At 68.5% G+C, this 16179-nt stretch carries 12 protein-coding genes; 10 read left to right on the forward strand and 2 right to left on the reverse strand.

The window, feature by feature from the left end; all coding sequences use genetic code 11:
* Positions 1-5: 5 nt before the first annotated feature.
* The 10 genes from EYR15_RS16440 (at position 6) to EYR15_RS16485 (ending at position 13814) form a co-directional block, all read left to right on the forward strand.
* Complete coding sequence (locus EYR15_RS16440; RefSeq protein WP_131004665.1) at positions 6-299, forward strand: sarcosine oxidase subunit delta; 294 nt, start codon at positions 6-8, stop codon at positions 297-299.
* Positions 299-3283 (forward strand): sarcosine oxidase subunit alpha family protein, encoded by a 2985-nt coding sequence (locus EYR15_RS16445; RefSeq protein ID WP_131004666.1) that lies wholly within the window; start codon positions 299-301, stop codon positions 3281-3283. The genes EYR15_RS16440 and EYR15_RS16445 overlap by 1 nt, the downstream gene beginning before the upstream one ends.
* Positions 3276-3833: a sarcosine oxidase subunit gamma gene (locus tag EYR15_RS16450; protein WP_131004667.1), complete on the forward strand. Its 558-nt coding sequence runs from the start codon at positions 3276-3278 to the stop codon at positions 3831-3833. Before EYR15_RS16445 ends, EYR15_RS16450 begins: the two co-directional genes overlap by 8 nt.
* 119 nt (positions 3834-3952) lie before the next feature.
* Positions 3953-5305 (forward strand): L-serine ammonia-lyase, encoded by a 1353-nt coding sequence (locus EYR15_RS16455; protein ID WP_131004668.1) that lies wholly within the window; start codon positions 3953-3955, stop codon positions 5303-5305.
* Positions 5306-5555: 250 nt separating this feature from the next.
* The gene (locus EYR15_RS16460; RefSeq protein WP_131004669.1) at positions 5556-6815 is read left to right on the forward strand and encodes an aromatic ring-hydroxylating oxygenase subunit alpha; all 1260 of its coding nucleotides are present in this window, start codon (positions 5556-5558) and stop codon (positions 6813-6815) included.
* A gap of 4 nt (positions 6816-6819) precedes the next feature.
* Positions 6820-7941, forward strand: coding sequence for an FAD-binding oxidoreductase (locus EYR15_RS16465; RefSeq protein ID WP_131004670.1), 1122 nt, complete (start codon positions 6820-6822; stop codon positions 7939-7941).
* Positions 7938-9980, forward strand: a complete 2043-nt coding sequence (locus tag EYR15_RS16470) for an NADH:flavin oxidoreductase (RefSeq protein ID WP_131004671.1) — start codon at positions 7938-7940, stop codon at positions 9978-9980. Before EYR15_RS16465 ends, EYR15_RS16470 begins: the two co-directional genes overlap by 4 nt.
* A gap of 5 nt (positions 9981-9985) precedes the next feature.
* Positions 9986-11872 carry a (Fe-S)-binding protein gene (locus tag EYR15_RS16475; RefSeq protein WP_131004672.1) on the forward strand — a complete coding sequence of 629 codons (1887 nt, stop codon included), beginning with the start codon at positions 9986-9988 and terminating at the stop codon, positions 11870-11872.
* On the forward strand, positions 11869-13047 hold the full coding sequence (locus tag EYR15_RS16480; RefSeq protein WP_131004673.1) for an electron transfer flavoprotein subunit alpha/FixB family protein: 1179 nt from the start codon (positions 11869-11871) through the stop codon (positions 13045-13047). The genes EYR15_RS16475 and EYR15_RS16480 overlap by 4 nt, the downstream gene beginning before the upstream one ends.
* Complete coding sequence (locus EYR15_RS16485) at positions 13044-13814, forward strand: adenine nucleotide alpha hydrolase family protein (RefSeq protein WP_131004674.1); 771 nt, start codon at positions 13044-13046, stop codon at positions 13812-13814. The genes EYR15_RS16480 and EYR15_RS16485 overlap by 4 nt, the downstream gene beginning before the upstream one ends.
* A 16-nt stretch (positions 13815-13830) precedes the next feature.
* Here EYR15_RS16485 and eutC read toward each other — a convergent pair whose 3' ends face one another.
* Positions 13831-14601, reverse strand: a complete 771-nt coding sequence (gene eutC / locus EYR15_RS16490) for an ethanolamine ammonia-lyase subunit EutC (RefSeq protein ID WP_131004675.1) — start codon at positions 14599-14601, stop codon at positions 13831-13833.
* A complete protein-coding gene (locus EYR15_RS16495) occupies positions 14601-16001 on the reverse strand; it encodes an ethanolamine ammonia-lyase subunit EutB (RefSeq protein WP_131004676.1) in 1401 nt (466 codons plus the stop codon). The genes eutC and EYR15_RS16495 overlap by 1 nt, the downstream gene beginning before the upstream one ends.
* Between the last annotated feature and the right edge of the window lie 178 nt (positions 16002-16179).

The raw sequence follows: 16179 nt of genomic DNA on the forward strand, positions 1-16179 counted from the left end.
TTTCGATGCTGCTGATCGACTGCCCCTTCTGTGGAAAACGTCCTGAGGTGGAGTTCCGCTGCGGGGGCGAGGCGCATATCGCGCGGCCGGCCAATCCGTTCGCAGTCGATGATCAGGCCTGGGGCGAGCACCTGTTCGTGCGCAAGAACCCGCGCGGTCTGCACGCCGAGCGCTGGATCCACGCGCATGGCTGCGGCCGCTGGTTCAACGCGATCCGCGACACCTATACCGACCGCTTCGTCGAGACCTACAAGGCCGGCGAGCGTCCGTCCGTCGATCTGAGCGAGGCGAGGGCGTGATGGCGCAGACCTACCGACTGCCCACGGGCGGCCGCATCGACCGCTCGAAGCCGATCCGCTTCACCTTCGACGGGCGGACGATCGAGGGTTTTGCTGGCGACACCGTCGCCTCGGCGCTGCTCGCGAACGGAATCCATCTCACCGGCCGCTCGTTCAAATATCACCGCCCGCGTGGAATCCTGACCCATGGCTCCGACGAGCCGAGCGCGCTGCTCTCGGTCGACCGCGGCCCCGGCCGGATTGATCCGAACAACCGCGCAACGGTGGTCGAGGCCCGCGAAGGCCTGAAGGCCGCGTCGCAGAACCGCTGGCCGTCGCTGTCGTTCGACGTCGGCGCCGTGAACGACCTGCTGTCGCCGGTCTTCGTGGCCGGCTTCTACTACAAGACCTTCATGTGGCCGCGCTCCTTCTGGGACAGGGTCTACGAGCCCGTGATCCGCGCGGCCGCGGGGCTCGGCGTCGCGCCGCAGGTTCCGGACGCCGATCGCTACGCCAACCGCCACGCGCATTGCGACGTGCTGGTCGTCGGCGCGGGCCCGGCGGGCCTCGCCGCCGCGCTCGCCGCCGCGAAGACGGGCAAGCGCGTGATCGTCGCCGACGAGCAGCCGGAGCTCGGCGGATCTCTGCTGCACGAGACCACGACGACCATCGACGGGCAGAGCGCCGAGGCCTGGCGCGCCGCCGCGATCGCCGAGCTCGACGCGCAGGAGAACGTCATCCTGCTGCCGCGCACCACGGCGTTCGGCTACTACAACCACAATCACATCGCGATGACCGAGCGGGTGACGGACCATCGCGCCGACGCGCCGAAGACTGCCCCGCGCGAGCGGCTGTGGCAGGTCCGGGCAGGCGAAGTCGTGCTCGCGACCGGGGCGCACGAGCGTCCGCTGGTCTTCGCCGACAACGACCGGCCGGGCGTGATGCTCGCCGAAAGCGTCCGCGTGTTCGTGAACCGATATGGTGTGTTGCCGGGCCGGAAGATCGTGTTCGCGACCTCCGCCGTCTCCGCCTATGCGGCCGCAGCCGACGTGAAGGCGGCGGGCGTAGACGTGACCCTCGTCGACCTCCGCCCCGAGATCGAATGCGGGGCGGAGGTCGAGCGTCTTCAGGCTCTCGGCGTCGAGGTTCTGACGGGCCACACCGTCGTCGGGACCAAGGGCCGGATGCGCGTCGAGGGCCTGATCGTGGCCCCTGTCACGAACGGGGAGATCGGCGCGCGCCGGGTCATCTCCTGCGACTGTGTCGGCATGTCCGGCGGATGGACGCCGGCGGTCCACCTGTTCTCGCAGTCGCGCGGCAAGCTCGCTTACGACGAGGGGCTCGACGCCTTCGTGCCCGGGGCCTCCGCGCAGGCTGAGCGCTCCGCCGGCGCGGCGAAGGGGCTCTACGACCTGATGGACTGCCTCGCGAGCGGCTTTGCGGCCGGCGCGGAGGCGGCGGGCTCTACCGAGGTTCGGACGTTTTCGGCAACCCCGACGCCGGTCGGTTTCAAGCCCGTCCGTGCGCTGCCGACGGACGCGAACCCTGCAAAAGTCCGAGCCTTTGTCGACTTCCAGAACGACGTGACCGCGAAGGACCTCAAGCTCGCGATGCGCGAGGGCTTCGAGTCCATCGAGCACGTGAAGCGCTACACGACGACCGGCATGGCGACCGACCAGGGCAAGACGTCGAACATGAACGCGCTCGGCATCGTTTCGGAGAGCCTCAACCGTCCGCTGCCCTCGGTCGGCACCACGACGTTCCGGCCGCCTTACACGCCGGTGACCTTCGGCGCGCTGGTCGGCCCCGCCCGCGACGCGTTGTTCGATCCGATCCGCACCACGCCGATCCACGATTGGGCGGCCGAGCACGGCGCGAAATTCGAGAACGTTGCCCTGTGGCGGCGCGCCTGGTTCTTTCCGAGGCCCGGCGAGGACCAGCATGCGGCCGTCGCCCGCGAGTGCAAGGCGGTCCGCAACGGGGTCGGCATCTTCGACGCCTCCACGCTCGGCAAGATCGAGGTGGTCGGCCCGGACGCAGCCGAGTTCATGAACCGGCTCTACGTCAATCCCTGGACGAAACTCGGGGTCGGCCGCTGCCGCTACGGTCTGATGCTGAAGGAGGACGGCTTTATCCTCGACGACGGCGTTGTCGCGCGGCTGGCGGACGATCGCTTCCATGTCACGACGACGACCGGCGGGGCGCCGCGTGTGCTCAACCACATGGAGGACTACCTCCAGACTGAATGGCCGGAGCTCAACGTCTTCCTGACCTCGACCACCGAGCAATGGGCGGTGATCGCCGTTCAGGGCCCGAAGGCGGGCGAGACCATCCAGAACCTTGTTTCCGGGATCGACCTTTCTAACGAGGCCTTCCCGCATATGGCGGTCCGCGAAGGCCATATCTGTGGCACGCCCTGCCGACTGTTCCGCGTCTCCTTCACCGGCGACCTCGGCTACGAGATCAACGTGCCGTCCGACTATGGCAGGGCGGTCTGGGAGGCGGTGATGGAAGCTGGCGCGCCGTTCGGGATCACGCCCTACGGCACCGAGACGATGCACGTGCTGCGCGCCGAAAAGGGCTACATCATCGTAGGCCAGGAGACGGACGGCACGGTGACGCCGGACGATGTCGGCCTCGCCGGCATGATCGCCAAGGCGAAGCCCGACTTCGTCGGCAAGCGCTCGCTCGCGCGGCCGGATCTTGTCGCTTCAGGCCGCAAGCAACTCGTCGGGCTCGAGACCGCCGATCCGGGGGAGGTGCTGGACGAGGGCGCGCAAATCGTCGCCGATCCCGACCAGCCGATCCCGATGAAGATGCTCGGCCACGTCACGTCGAGCTATCACAGCGCGAACTGCGGCCGCTCGATCGCGCTGGCGCTGGTCGAGGGCGGGCGCGCTCTGTCTGGCAAAACTTTGCACGTGACCACGCCGACCGGCTTCACGACCGTTACCGTGCGCGAACCTGTGTTCTTCGACGCCGAGGGAGGGCGGATTAATGCTTGAAGCCCGCAACCTCGCCCGCCGCGTCGCGCCGCTCGTCGCCGAGGCGCCGGTGGTCCTTGAGCGCGCGTCGGTGCACACGCTGCCCGCGCATGCGCGTTTTTCGCTAAGAGCCCGCGACGTCTCCGGCGTCGAGACCCTCGATCATCCGATCGGCCGGACGTGGCTCTCAGAAAAGCGTTTCGCAGCCCGGCTCGGTCCGGACGAATGGCTGCTCGGGGCGCCGGAGAGCGACGGCGACCTCCTCCAGCAGGGGATCGAGCGCGCCCTGTCCAGCCGCTTCTTTTCGCTCGTCGACATTTCCCACCGCAATGTCGCGATCGAGATTTCCGGTCCGGCCGCAGCGGAGGCGCTGAACGCCGGCTGCCCTCTCGACCTGTCCGAGGCCGCTTTTCCCAATGGGTCCGCGACCCGCACGCTGCTCGGCAAGGCCGAGATCGTGCTGGCGCGTCCCTCGGCCGCGCCGGTCTATCGCGTAGAGTGCTGGCGCTCCTTCGCGACCTATGCGCATGGATTTCTGATCGAAGCCGCGAGCTCCGCCTCCTTCCGCTGATCTGAGACGATCGGATCGCGGATGAGACGGACCAGACGTCCGCGCAAGCGCGATCTCTACGCCCGCGGTCGCGCCGCCATAATGATCCGGTTGGCCCCGGTCTTGCTGAAAACCGGTTCATGATCAGCGCGTTCGACCTTTTTAAAATCGGCGTCGGGCCTTCGAGCTCCCACACGGTTGGCCCGATGCTCGCGGCGAAGATGTTCCGCGACCGCGTCGCCGGGATGAGCGGCCTGACGCGCATCGGCGTCGAGATTTTCGGCTCGCTCGCATGGACCGGCAGGGGGCACGGCACCGACGCCGCGCTCTGCCTTGGTTTCCTGGGCCACGAGCCGGCGACGGTCGATCCTGATGCGATGGCGGGCTACATCGCCGCTCTCAAGGAGCGGAAACGCCTGGACGGGCGGCTGCATGGCGTCGCCTTCGATCCCGACGCCGACATCGTCTTCGAGATGAAGCATCTGCTGCCGCTGCACACCAATGGCATGCGCTTCTCGGCCTACGGCGCGTGCGGTGAAGTGATCGACGAGCTCGTGCTCTATTCGATCGGCGGGGGCTTCGTCGTGGGCGAGGGAGGGACGGGCGGCGGCGAGGTCGTCGAGTATCCGATGCCCTTCGACAGCGGCGCCGAGCTTTTGGAGTTGTGCAAGCGCACGGGGCGCACGATCCCAGAGGTGCAGCTTGCGAACGAACTCGCCACGCGCTCGCGTCTGCAGATCGAGGACGGTCTCGACGCGATTGCGCAGGCGATGTTCGACTGCATCGACCGCGGCCTCAAACAGGACGGCATGCTGCCGGGCGGCCTCAAGGTTCGCCGCCGAGCGAAGCGCCTTCACGAGACGCTGCAGGAGCGCAGCCACCTCAACTTCCGGCCGCCGCACGAGATCGTCGACTGGGTCAGCCTGTTCGCGCTCGCGGTGAACGAGGAGAACGCCTCGGGCGGCCGCGTCGTGACGGCGCCGACCAATGGCGCGGCCGGCATCGTTCCGGCCGTGATGCGCTATCTCCGCGACTTTTGCCCGGACTGGTCGGCCGAGCGGGGTCGCGAATATCTGCTGACCGCCGCGGCGATCGGCGGACTGATCAAGCGCCGCGCGTCGATTTCTGGCGCCGAGGTTGGCTGCCAGGGGGAGGTCGGGTCAGCGGCCGCGATGGCGGCGGCGGGCCTTACCGCGGCGCTCGGCGGCTCGGCCGAGCACATCGAGAACGCCGCCGAAATCGCGATGGAGCACCATCTCGGCATGACCTGCGACCCGATCGGCGGTCTGGTCCAGATCCCCTGCATCGAGCGCAACGCCTTCGGCGCCAACAAGGCGATCGTCGCCGCGTCGTTGTCGCTGCGCGGCGATGGGCTGCATTACGTCACGCTCGATGAGGTCATCGAGACCATGCGCCAGACCGGCGCCGACATGCAGGCGAAGTACAAGGAGACGTCGCAGGGCGGGTTGGCGGTGAACGTCGCGGCGTGTTGAGCGGAGACGTGCTGCGTGCTTCAAGACGCGCCGCTTTCGAAGCGCTCCTCAGCATGAGGACCGTCGAGGAGATCCGAGCGCCAACCTCCTCACGCTGAGGAGCGCCTAAGGCGCGTCTCGAAGCACGCGCTCGCTCGCCGTGGTTCTCTTCTCGCGTCGCCCTTCCGTCAGATGATGTCGCTCGCGGAACAGCGTTTCCGCACGCCGGAATCATAATCGTTCCAGCGTCGCCCGAACGGCGGAGGATTCCGTGCTCGACCTCCCGACCACCCCGCTCCAGCAGCTGCTCCGCCAGCGTCTTCCCGGCCACAGCCTGCCTGCGCCGTTCTATCTCAGCCCCGAAGTCCTCGAGGCCGACATGGCGCACATCTTCGGCAAGCACTGGATCTATGTCGGCGTCGAGCCCGACGTGGCGGAAGCCGGCGACGTGGCGATCTTCGACATCGGCAAAACCTCGATCGCGGTGGTGCGCGACGACGACGGCGAGGTCCGCGCCTTCCATAACGTCTGCCGCCACCGCGGCGCCCGGCTGGTCACTGACGAGAAGACGACGGTCGGCAATCTCGTCTGCCCTTACCATTCCTGGACCTACAATCTCGCCGGCGACCTGATCCACGCCGACCATATGGGGCCCGGCTTCAAGCGCTCCTGCCACGGGCTGAAGCCCGTCCACATTCGTTCGCTCGAAGGCCTGCTGTTCGTCTGCCTCGCGGACGAGCCGCCGGTCGATTTCGACGAGATGGCGCGCCGGCTCGGGCCCTACATCGCACCCCACAACGTCCGGAACACAAAGGTCGCCTTCCAGAGCGACATCATCGAGCCCGGCAACTGGAAGCTCACGATGGAGAACAATCGTGAGTGCTACCACTGCGGCACGAACCATCCCGAGCTGACCGTCCCGCTGTTCGCCTATGGCTTCGGCTTCTCGCCCGAGGAGATGGACGAGTTCGACCGCGCAAACGCCGAGCGCTACGGCTGCCTGATCACCAAGAACCACGCGGAGTGGGAGGCCGAGGGCCTGCCGTCACGCGAGATCGACGAGCTCGACACGATGGTCACTGCCTTCCGCACCGAGCGCCTCCCGCTTGACGGCGAGGGCGAGAGCCACACGCTCGACACCAAGGCCGCGTGCAAGAAGCTGCTCGGCGATTTTGCCAGCGCAAAGCTCGGCGGCCTGTCGGTTTGGACGCAGCCGAACTCCTGGCACCACTTCCTCGGCGACCACATCGTCACCTTCTCGGTGCTGCCGCTCGACGCCGAGCGCTCGCTGCTGCGGACCAAGTGGCTGGTTCATAAGGATGCGGTGGAGGGCGTCGATTACGACCTCGAGAACCTGACCAGCGTCTGGCTCGCCACCAACGATCAGGACAGCGAGCTCGTCGGCCTCTGCCAGCAGGGCGCGCGCAGCCCGGCCTACGAGCCCGGCCCCTATTCGCCGAACACCGAGATGCTCGTCGACAAATTCATCAACTGGTATGTCGGCCGCATGGCCGAGCATGTCGGACGCTGAGGCTATGGACGCGGTGGTAACCCGCTCGGAGCCAGCGCAAGCGCGGCTGTCCCAACCGGGCGTCTGGGATGCCGAGGCGGACGACACGCTGGTCTGCCGCGCGGTTCGCGACGAGACGCACGACGTGAAGACGTTCGTGTTCTCAAGCGCCGAGCCGCGTCGGTTCGCGCACGAGCCCGGTCAGTTTCTGACCTTCGCTTTCGAGATCGGCGGCGATACCGTCAATCGCTGCTACACGATCTCATCCGCGCCGACGGTTCCTGACACGGTCGCGATCACCGTGAAGCGCGTGCTTGGCGGCCCCGTCTCGAACTGGCTGCACGACACGGTCAGGCCAGGCTCCGTTGTTCGCGCCATGGGGCCGATGGGCGACTTCAGCTGTTTCCGGCATCCGGCGGAGAAATACCTGCTGCTGTCCGGCGGCAGCGGCGTCACGCCGATGATGGCCATGGCGCGCACCTTCTACGATCTGGGAGAGGCGCGCGACGTCGCCTTCATCCATTCCGCCCGCACGCCCGCCGACATCGTCTTCCGCGATGAGCTCGAGCTGATGGCGCGGCGCGACGAACTCTTCCGCTTCTCCGCCGTCTGCGAGACCGACACGGCGAGCGAGCGGTGGCCCGGCGTGCTCGGCCGCCTCAGCCGGCCGGCGCTGAAGCTGCTGGTCCCTGACCTGCGCGAACGCGAAGTCTTCGTCTGCGGCCCTGCGCCTTACATGGCCGCGGTGAAGCAGATGCTGAGCGAGCTCGGCTTCGACATGGCCCGGCATCACGAGGAGAGCTTCGACTTCGAGGCGCTCGGGGCGGAGGACGCCGAGGCCGCGATCGTCGCCGAGGCGGAGCTCGACGGCGCGGCGACCGTCAGGACCTACAAGGTCGCCTTCGCGAGGACGAAGCGCGAGATCGAGTGCCCGGAGGACATGACCGTGCTCGCCGCCGCCCGGAAAGCCGGCGTGCGGCTGCCAGCGTCCTGCTCGAAGGGCCTCTGCGGCACCTGCAAGTCCAAGCTCGTCTCCGGCACCGTCGAGATGCACCATGGCGGCGGCATTCGCCAGCGCGAGATCGACGCGGGGCTGGCGCTGCTCTGCTGCTCGAAGCCGACCAGCGATCTCGTGGTGGACCGATGATCGCGAACGCCGACGCGCTGCTCAAGCCCCTGACGATCAAGGGCCTGACCATCCGCAACCGCGTGATGTCGACCAGCCATGCGCCGGGCTACGGCAAGGACGGCAAGCCGCAGGAGCGCTACCAGCTCTATCACGAGGAGAAGGCCAAGGGCGGCATTGGGCTCACCATGTTCGGCGGCTCGTCCTCGGTCGCGCTCGATAGTCCCGCAGCGCCCTGGAACCAGATTTCGGTCGCCGACGACAGCGTCGTGCCGTACTTCCGGCAGTTCTCCGACCGCGTGCACGCCCACGGCGCGAAGCTGATGATTCAGCTGACCCATATGGGCCGGCGCACGAAGTACGACACCGAGAACTGGTTTCCGACGCTGTCCGCCTCGCCCCGGCGGGAGCCGGCCTCCCGCACCATCCCGAAGGAGATGGAGCAGGAGGACATCGACCGCGTGGTCCGCGACTTTGCGAGCGCGGCGCGGCGCTGCAAGGAGGGCGGTCTCGACGGCTGCGAGGTGTCGGCCGCCCACGGTCATCTGATCGACCAGTTCTGGTCGCCGGGCGTGAATCAGCGCACCGACAAGTATGGCGGAAGCCTCGAGAACCGCATGCGCTTTGGAATCGAGGTCTTGGAGGCGATGCGCGCCGAGGTCGGCGAGGACACCATCATCGGCATCCGCATGTCCGGCGACGAGATGATCGCCGACGGGCTCTCTCAGGAAGACTGCCTCGCGATCGCTGCAGAATACGCGCGCCGAGGGCTTGTCGACTTCCTCAACATTCTTGGCGGGCAGGCGCGCGATCACATCGCCCACGCGATCTCGCTGCCGAACATGAGCTTTCCGGTCGCGCCCTTTCTGTTCCTGCCCAGCGCGATCAAGCGCGAGGTCGACGTGCCGGTCTTTCACGCGCAGCGCGTGACGGACCTCGCGACCGCCGCGCGCGCCGTCTCGGAAGGCCATGTCGACATGGTCGCGATGACCCGCGCCCACATCGCCGACCCGCATCTCGTGAAGAAGCTTTCCGAGGGCAGGGCGGACGACATCCGCCAGTGCGTCGGCGCCGGCTATTGCATCGACCGCATCTATGTCGGCGGCGATGCGCTCTGCATCCAGAACGCCGCGACGGGGCGCGAGGCAACCATGCCGCACGTCATCGCCAAGGCCGACGTCCGGCGGAAGGTGGTGGTGGTCGGTGGCGGCCCGGCGGGGCTGGAGGCGGCGCGCGTCGCGGCCGAGCGCGGCCACTCCGTCGTGCTGTTCGAGAGAGACAAGCTCGCGGGCGGCCAGATCGGGATCGCCGCCAAGGCCGGCTGGCGCGAGGCGCTGTCCGGGATCACGCGCTGGCTGGTTGGGCAGGTCACGAAGCTCGGCGTCGACCTGCGCTTCGGGACTGAGGCGACGGAGGCCGCGATCCTCGCCGAAAGGCCGGACATCGTGATCGTGGCGACCGGCGGCAGCCCGAGCCGCGGCCACGCCAAGGGCGCCGAGGCGCACGCCGTCACGACGTGGGACGTGCTCACAGGCGCGGTGGAGCCCACCGGCTCCGTACTGCTCTACGACGAGATGGGCCAGCACAACGCCGCCTCGACAGCCGAGCTGCTGGCGAAGCGCGGCTGCCTGGTCGAGATCGCGACGCACGACCGCATGGTGGCGGAGGAGGTCGGCACGACCAACCAGCCGATCCACATCCGCGAGCTCTACAAGCTCGACGTGGTCATGACGCCGAACATGGAGCTGATTGAGATCTATCCCGAGGGCAACCGCCTGGTCGCCGCGCTCCGCAACACGATGACGGATGCGGAGGAGGAGCGCGTGGTCGACCGCGTGGTCGTCGAGCACGGAACCCTGCCGGTCGACGCGCTCTATCACGGGCTGAAGAACGGTTCAGTCAACAAGGGCCAGATGGACCAGGGCGCGATCGTGCGCGGCGAGCCGCAGCCTTACGATCTCTCGTCGGGCTACGCGCTCTACCGCATCGGCGACGCCGTCGCCGGCCGCAACATCCACGCCGCGATCTACGACGCCCTCAGGCTCTGCAAGGACCTTTGAGCGCGATGGGCGCTTATGCGTTCTCCGCGCTGATCTTCGCGATGGTCGCGTTGGCGGGGTGGCAGATCTCGCGCCGCGTCGCGTGGTGGCGGCTCGGCGCGCCGGCGGAGGTCGCATGGGGTCGAGGCCTGCTGGCATTGCCCAGGCGCTATCTTGTCGACGTCCACCACGTCGTTGCGCGCGATCCTTACGCCTCGCGGATGCACGCGGTTGTCGCAGGCGGCCTGGTCGCGGCGTCGATCCTGACGGCGCTGGCCGTGCTTCCGCCGCTCGGAGGATCGCGGCTCTACTGGGCGATCGTCGCCCTCGCGTTTAGCGTGACCGTGATCGGCTCGCTGCTCGTCGGCGCGCGGCGCTACCCTCGAAAGCCCGCGAAGCTTTCGGCCGGCCGCTTCCAAATCCTGCCGTTCCTTTTGCTGGCCTATGCCGTTGGAGGGCTGATTTCCGCCGCGCTGCTCGCCTGGGGAGGAGCATCGGCCGCGACGCTTCTGCCGGCGCTTGCGCTCGCCGCCGCCGGGGGGCTGGGGCTAGCCTATGAGGTGCGCCGCGGCCCGATGCGCCATGCGTTCGCGGGCGCGCTCCACCTCGTCGCCCATCCCCGGCCGGGCCGCTTCGAGGGCCGGCCCGACACGGCGCTCGCCCCGCTCGACCTCGACGCGCCGAAGCTTGGCGCCGAGACGCCGGCCGATCTCGCCTGGAACCGCCTGCTCTCCTACGACAGCTGCATCCAGTGCGGGCGCTGCGAAACGGCGTGTCCCGCCTTCGCGGCGGGGCAACCGCTCAACCCGAAGCGGCTGATCCAGGATCTCGTCGCGGGCCTGACGGGAGACGAGGCGTCCTATGCCGGCAGTCCTTATCCGAACGCGCGCCCCGTTGCGGACGACACGCCGCCGCTCGCGCGGCTGATCGGCGAGGACGCGCGCATCCATCCCGACACGCTCTGGGCCTGCACGACCTGCCGGGCCTGCGTCGAGGAATGCCCGATGATGATCGAGCACGTCGACGCCATCGTCTCGCTCCGCCGCCACCAGACGATGGAGCTTGGGCTCCCGCCGGAGAAGGCGGCCGAGCCGCTGGCTGAGCTCCGCGGCGCCGGCGAAGCCGGCGGGCGTGCGTTGTCGGCCCGCACGGACTTCGCCGCCGGCCTCGACCTGCCGCTCATCTCCGTGCGGGGCGAGGCGGACGTTCTGCTGTGGTTGGGCGACGGCGCTTACGACCTGCGCTACGGCCGCACGCTGCGCGCGCTTGTCCGCTTGATGCGCGACGCCGGCGTCGACTTCGCCGTGCTCGGGGCGGAGGAGCGCGACACCGGCGACCTCGCCCGCCGGCTAGGTGACGAGGCGAGCTTCCAGGATCTCGCGCGCAAGAACGTCGAAACCCTGAATCGCTACCGATTTAACCGCATCATCACCGCCGATCCGCATGCGCTTCACGCGCTGCGGAACGAGTACCGCCCGTTCGGCGGAGACTGGACGGTCGTCCATCACACCGTCTTCCTGCTGGAGCTTGTGGAGGCCGGAAAGCTCGCGCCGGGGAGGCTCGCAGGCCTCTCCGTAACCTATCACGATCCGTGCTATCTCGGCCGCTACAACGGCGAAACCGAAGCGCCGCGCGCGCTGCTCGACCTCATCGGCGTCGAGCGCCGCGAGATGGCGCGCTCCGGCAAACGCGCGATGTGTTGCGGCGGCGGGGGCGGGGCGCCGGTCAGCGACGTGGCGGGTGAACGGCGCATTCCGGACATCCGGATGGGGCAGGCGATGGAGACCGGCGCGCAGGTGGTGGCGGTCGCCTGTCCGACCTGTACGGCGATGCTGGAGGGCGTCACAGGCGTGAGGCCCGAGGTGAAGGACGTTGCGGAACTCGTTCTCGCCGCAATGGAAACGCCGCGATGACGAGGCTTCGCCGCAACCCGCGGGGCGAACGGGCGGCGAAGGCGGTCGCCGGCGGCGCGCGAATTCGCTTCGACCTCGCCGCTCGGGCGGAGGACCGCGGAAGGCCGCGCCGCGATCCGCGCGCCGAGAGCGCCGAACTGCTGATTGGCGGACACGCCCGGCCCAGGCTCGACAGGTCGGGAGCCGCCGGCGCGGCGCCGTCCAGCGTGGAGGAGACCGCGCCGACCGCGCCGAAGATCGCCGTCGTCGAAAGCCCTGCCTTCCTGATCGCAGTCGTTCCCGACGCTCTCGGTGAACGGCTGAGCCAGCATGACCGGCAGCTCTTCGGCGCGGCGCGGATGCTGGCCGGCGCGGACGGGGCCGTTGTCGCGCTGGTCGCAGGCGAGGTCGAGGGTTTGGCGAGCGCCGGCGCTGATCGCATCGTCGCGATTGGGGAACCCGGCTACGATCCAGAGGGCAGGGCGGCGGCGATCGCGGGTGCGCTGTCGTCGCTCGGCCTGCGCTACGTCCTGTTTCCCGAGACGTCGGACGGCGGCGACGTCGCTCGCCGCCTTGCGGTGCTGAGCGGCGAGCCGTTGTTCTCCGATGTCGAGCAGTTCTCCGCGACCTCTGTGTCTCGCGCGGCGCGCGGCAGGCGGGTGGAGCAACGCGCCGCCTCGAAGCGCTTGATGACCGTCGCCGCCGACGCGGTCGCGGCTTATGCAGGGCCGGAGCGCGAGGCGCGGCCGGAGCCGGTCGCGCCCGCGGCGCCTATCAAGCGCGCCATTCTGGATGCGCGGCGCATCACGGCCGATCCGGCCACGACCCCCCTCACCGTCGCGGACTTCGTCGTTTCCGCAGGCAACGGCGTCACCGACCTCGCGCTCTTCAGGCGCCTGGCCGAAGCGCTCGGCGCAACGCCCGGCGCGAGCCGCATGCTGTGCGACGCCGGCCTGATGCCGCGGGAGTCCCAAGTCGGCGCCTCCGGTTCGGTGCTGACAGCGACCTGCTATTTCGCGCTCGGCATCGCCGGCGCTCCTCAGCATCTTCAGGGCGTTGCAGGCTGCGAGCACGTCGTCGCCGTCAACACCGACCTCCACGCCGCCATGATCGAGCGGGCGGGCCTCGCGATCGTCGCGGACGCGCAAGACGTTATGCAGGCGCTAATCGCGGCGCTCAAAGAGGAGGGGGCATGAAGATCGTCGTCCTGCTCTCCGCTGGGCTGCATCCCGTCTCCGGTCAATCGATCCTGCCTAAAGTCGAGGCCCAGGCGCTGCGCCTAGCCTTGGCGCTCGGCGAAGCACGTGGCCGGCATGCGGGCCCCACGGCATTTCCGGCGAGCGACGCGCTGGGACATGGCCTGCCTCATTTGGTCCATGTCGAGATTCCGGCCGAAGCGGACCCAGTGCCCGCGCTCGTCGCAACGCTCGAGGCCGACCAGCCGGACCTCATCCTTGCCGGCCGCCGCGGACAAGGCGGCGACGAGACGGGCCTCGCTCCTTACGCCGTCGCGTCTCGACTTGGCATGGCTCTGGTGAGCGACGCGATCGCCGTCGAGCGCGGCGAGGCCGACGGTACGGTCATCGTGCATCAAGCGCTTCCCAAGGGAGCCCGTCGCCGGCTGGTTGTGCGGCTACCTGCGGTCGTCACGGTCCATCCGGATGCGCCCGCGCCAAGAGCCTTTGCTTATGGCGTCGCGCGCAGGGGCATTGTTGAGACAAGGCTTGCGCCGCCAGGACTGCCTGCGGCGGAGCGCTTGGAAGAACGTCCCTACCGCCGCCGTCCCAAGCTAATGCGCAGCGCGCCCGCCTGCGGCTCGGCTTCCGAGCGCCTTGCCGCCGCGATGGGCGCAACGTCATCGGGCGTAGCGAATGTGATGGTCAACCCGACGCCTGAGGAAGCTGCGCGCGCGATCCTCGCGCATCTCAGAGCGATCGGGGTCCTGCCCCCGAAGGCGGCTTAAGGGGCGTCGCCGCGCCTCAGCCGATCTCCTTGACCGCCTCGCCGCCGGCGATCGCCGCCATGTCGTCCTTCAGGCCGACGCCGGTCAGCTGCAGCTTCACCGCGGCGTTCACGAGCCAGGCGAGCTTGTCGGCCGCGAGGTCGTAGGACAGGCCGCCGAGGCGGTGGATGTTCGAGATGCAGTTGCGCTCGCTGTCGCGCCTGCCGCGGCGGGGGTCGTAGGTGAGATAGACGCCGAGGCTCTCCGCCACGGAAAGACCGGGCCGCTCGCCGATCAGCACGGCGACGATCTTCGCCTGCAGGCGCTCGCCGACATCGTCGCCAAGCGCGACCCGCGCCTGTCGCGCAACGACGATCGGCGCGACCCGGAACTCGGTCATTCGCGTCATGCAGGCGTGGACCAGCGGAGCGGCATGGGTCTGGACGGCGAAGGCCGACAGTCCGTCCGCGACCACGAACGCGACGTCGTAACCCTTCTCGACGGCGTCGAGCTCAGGAGATGCCTGGTCGCTTAAGCGGCGGCCAAGATCGGGGCGGCGCAGATAAGTCGCGCGGTCGGGCGCGGAGCTTTCGACGTGGATCGTCTCGTGCGGCTTCAGCGCCTCCTCGAGCGCATCGACGTCGAGAGGCGTGTGCACGGCGTCGCGGGCTTTGGCATGCGCGTGCTGGAACTCGAGCACCGCGTTCAGCGGCATCGCGTCGCCGCTGCGGCCGAGGCCGATGCGCGCCGACGTCGCGGCGCGCATCGCGGCCCAGGCGTCAATCGCTGGGGAAACTGGATCAGCCATCAGGCGACCAGCCGCGTCTGGTCGACGAGCCGGGCGAGCCGGGGGTCCTTGAGCTCCAGTTCGCGGATGCGGCCCTCAGGCGTCACCATGTCCATCGTCTCAAGCCATGCCTCGAACTCCGGCGCCGCCTTCATGCCTAAAGTGGAGCGCAGGTAGAGCATGTCGTGGAACGACAGGCTTTGGTAGTTCAGCATGATGTCGTCGGCGCCCGGCACGGCGATCAGGAAGGTGACGCCCGCGACGGTCAGCAGGGTCATCAGGCTGTCCATGTCGTCCTGGTCGGCCTCGGCGTGGTTGGTGTAGCAGACGTCGACCCCCATCGGCAGGCCGAGCAGCTTGCCGCAGAAATGGTCCTCGAGGCCTGCCCGGATGATCTGCTTGCCGTCGTAGAGATATTCCGGCCCGATGAAGCCGACGACGGTGTTGACGATCATCGGCTCATAGGCGCGGGCGACGGCGTAAGCGCGCGCCTCCATGGTTTGCTGGTCGACGCCGTGATGTGCGTCGGCCGAGAGCGCGGCGCCCTGGCCGGTCTCGAAATACATCACGTTGTTTCCGACCGAGCCGCGCTTCAGCGAGAGCGCGGCCTCGCGCGCTTCCTTCAGCACGGAGAGGTCGATGCCGAAGCCGCGGTTCGCGGCCTCCGATCCCGCGATCGACTGGAAGACGAGGTCGAGCGGCGCGCCACGGTTCATCGTCTCGATCGCGTTGGTGACATGCGTCAGCACGCAGGTCTGCGCCGGGATGTCGTAGTGCAGCCGGAGCTCGTCGAGCATCTGCATCAGCGCGATCGCGTTCGGCACGTTGTCGGTTGCGGGATTGATGCCGATCACTGCGTCGCCGACGCCGTAGAGCAGCCCGTCGAGCACCGAGACCGCGATTCCCTTGAGATCGTCGGTCGGGTGATTGGGCTGCAGCCGCGAGCCGAGGCGGCCCTCGAGGCCGAGCGTGGTGCGAAAGGCCGTGACAACGCGGCGCTTCTTCGCGACCGCGATCAGGTCCTGGTTGCGCATCAGCTTGGAGACGGCGGCCACCATCTCCGGCGTCATACCGGGGGAGGCGGCGGCGAGCGCCTCGCCGTCGGTCTCGTAAGCAAGGAGCCAGTCGCGAAAGCCGCCGACGGTCAGGTGCGAGATTGGCGCGAAGGCCGCCTCGTCATGGCTGTCGATGATCAGCCGGGTGACCTCGTCCTCTTCGTAAGGGACAAGCGCTTCGTTGAGAAAGGTCTTGAGCGGCAGGTCGGCGAGGACGTAGCGGGCGGCGATCCGCTCGGCGTCGCTGGTCGCTGCGAGGCCGGCGAGCTCATCGCCCGAGCGACGCGGAGACGCTTTGGCGAGCAGGTCCTTGAGGTCGTCGAAGACGTAGCGTTCGCCGCCGAGGTCGCAGGACAAAGAGGCCATTCGATTCTCCAGCACGTCGGGACGCGTTCGGGTAGCGTCTCCTTCGAGACGATGATCTTTCCTCCCAGGAAAGCAAGGCGCAACGGTGCGTTCGGAATCTCCCCTGCGCTTCTCGTCGCAGTTTTGCTGCGGTGCGTTGAGGCGGTTTTGAATCGCTGTTAAGAGCCGGCGTGCGTTG

The sequence above is a fragment of the Hansschlegelia quercus genome (assembly GCF_004310425.1).
Taxonomy (GTDB): domain Bacteria; phylum Pseudomonadota; class Alphaproteobacteria; order Rhizobiales; family Methylopilaceae; genus Methylopila; species Methylopila quercus.

Excerpts from the sequence above, each read along its gene's own strand:
- EYR15_RS16440 (WP_131004665.1), top strand. The coding sequence starts at position 6 with ATGCTGCTGATCGACTGCCCCTTCTGTGGAAAACGTCCTGAGGTGGAG.
- EYR15_RS16445 (WP_131004666.1), top strand. The coding sequence starts at position 299 with ATGGCGCAGACCTACCGACTGCCCACGGGCGGCCGCATCGACCGCTCG.
- EYR15_RS16450 (WP_131004667.1), top strand. The coding sequence starts at position 3,276 with ATGCTTGAAGCCCGCAACCTCGCCCGCCGCGTCGCGCCGCTCGTCGCC.
- EYR15_RS16455 (WP_131004668.1), top strand. The coding sequence starts at position 3,953 with ATGATCAGCGCGTTCGACCTTTTTAAAATCGGCGTCGGGCCTTCGAGC.
- EYR15_RS16465 (WP_131004670.1), top strand. The coding sequence starts at position 6,820 with ATGGACGCGGTGGTAACCCGCTCGGAGCCAGCGCAAGCGCGGCTGTCC.
- EYR15_RS16470 (WP_131004671.1), top strand. The coding sequence starts at position 7,938 with ATGATCGCGAACGCCGACGCGCTGCTCAAGCCCCTGACGATCAAGGGC.
- EYR15_RS16475 (WP_131004672.1), top strand. The coding sequence starts at position 9,986 with ATGGGCGCTTATGCGTTCTCCGCGCTGATCTTCGCGATGGTCGCGTTG.
- EYR15_RS16480 (WP_131004673.1), top strand. The coding sequence starts at position 11,869 with ATGACGAGGCTTCGCCGCAACCCGCGGGGCGAACGGGCGGCGAAGGCG.
- EYR15_RS16485 (WP_131004674.1), top strand. The coding sequence starts at position 13,044 with ATGAAGATCGTCGTCCTGCTCTCCGCTGGGCTGCATCCCGTCTCCGGT.
- eutC (WP_131004675.1), bottom strand. The coding sequence starts at position 14,601 with ATGGCTGATCCAGTTTCCCCAGCGATTGACGCCTGGGCCGCGATGCGC.
- EYR15_RS16495 (WP_131004676.1), bottom strand. The coding sequence starts at position 16,001 with ATGGCCTCTTTGTCCTGCGACCTCGGCGGCGAACGCTACGTCTTCGAC.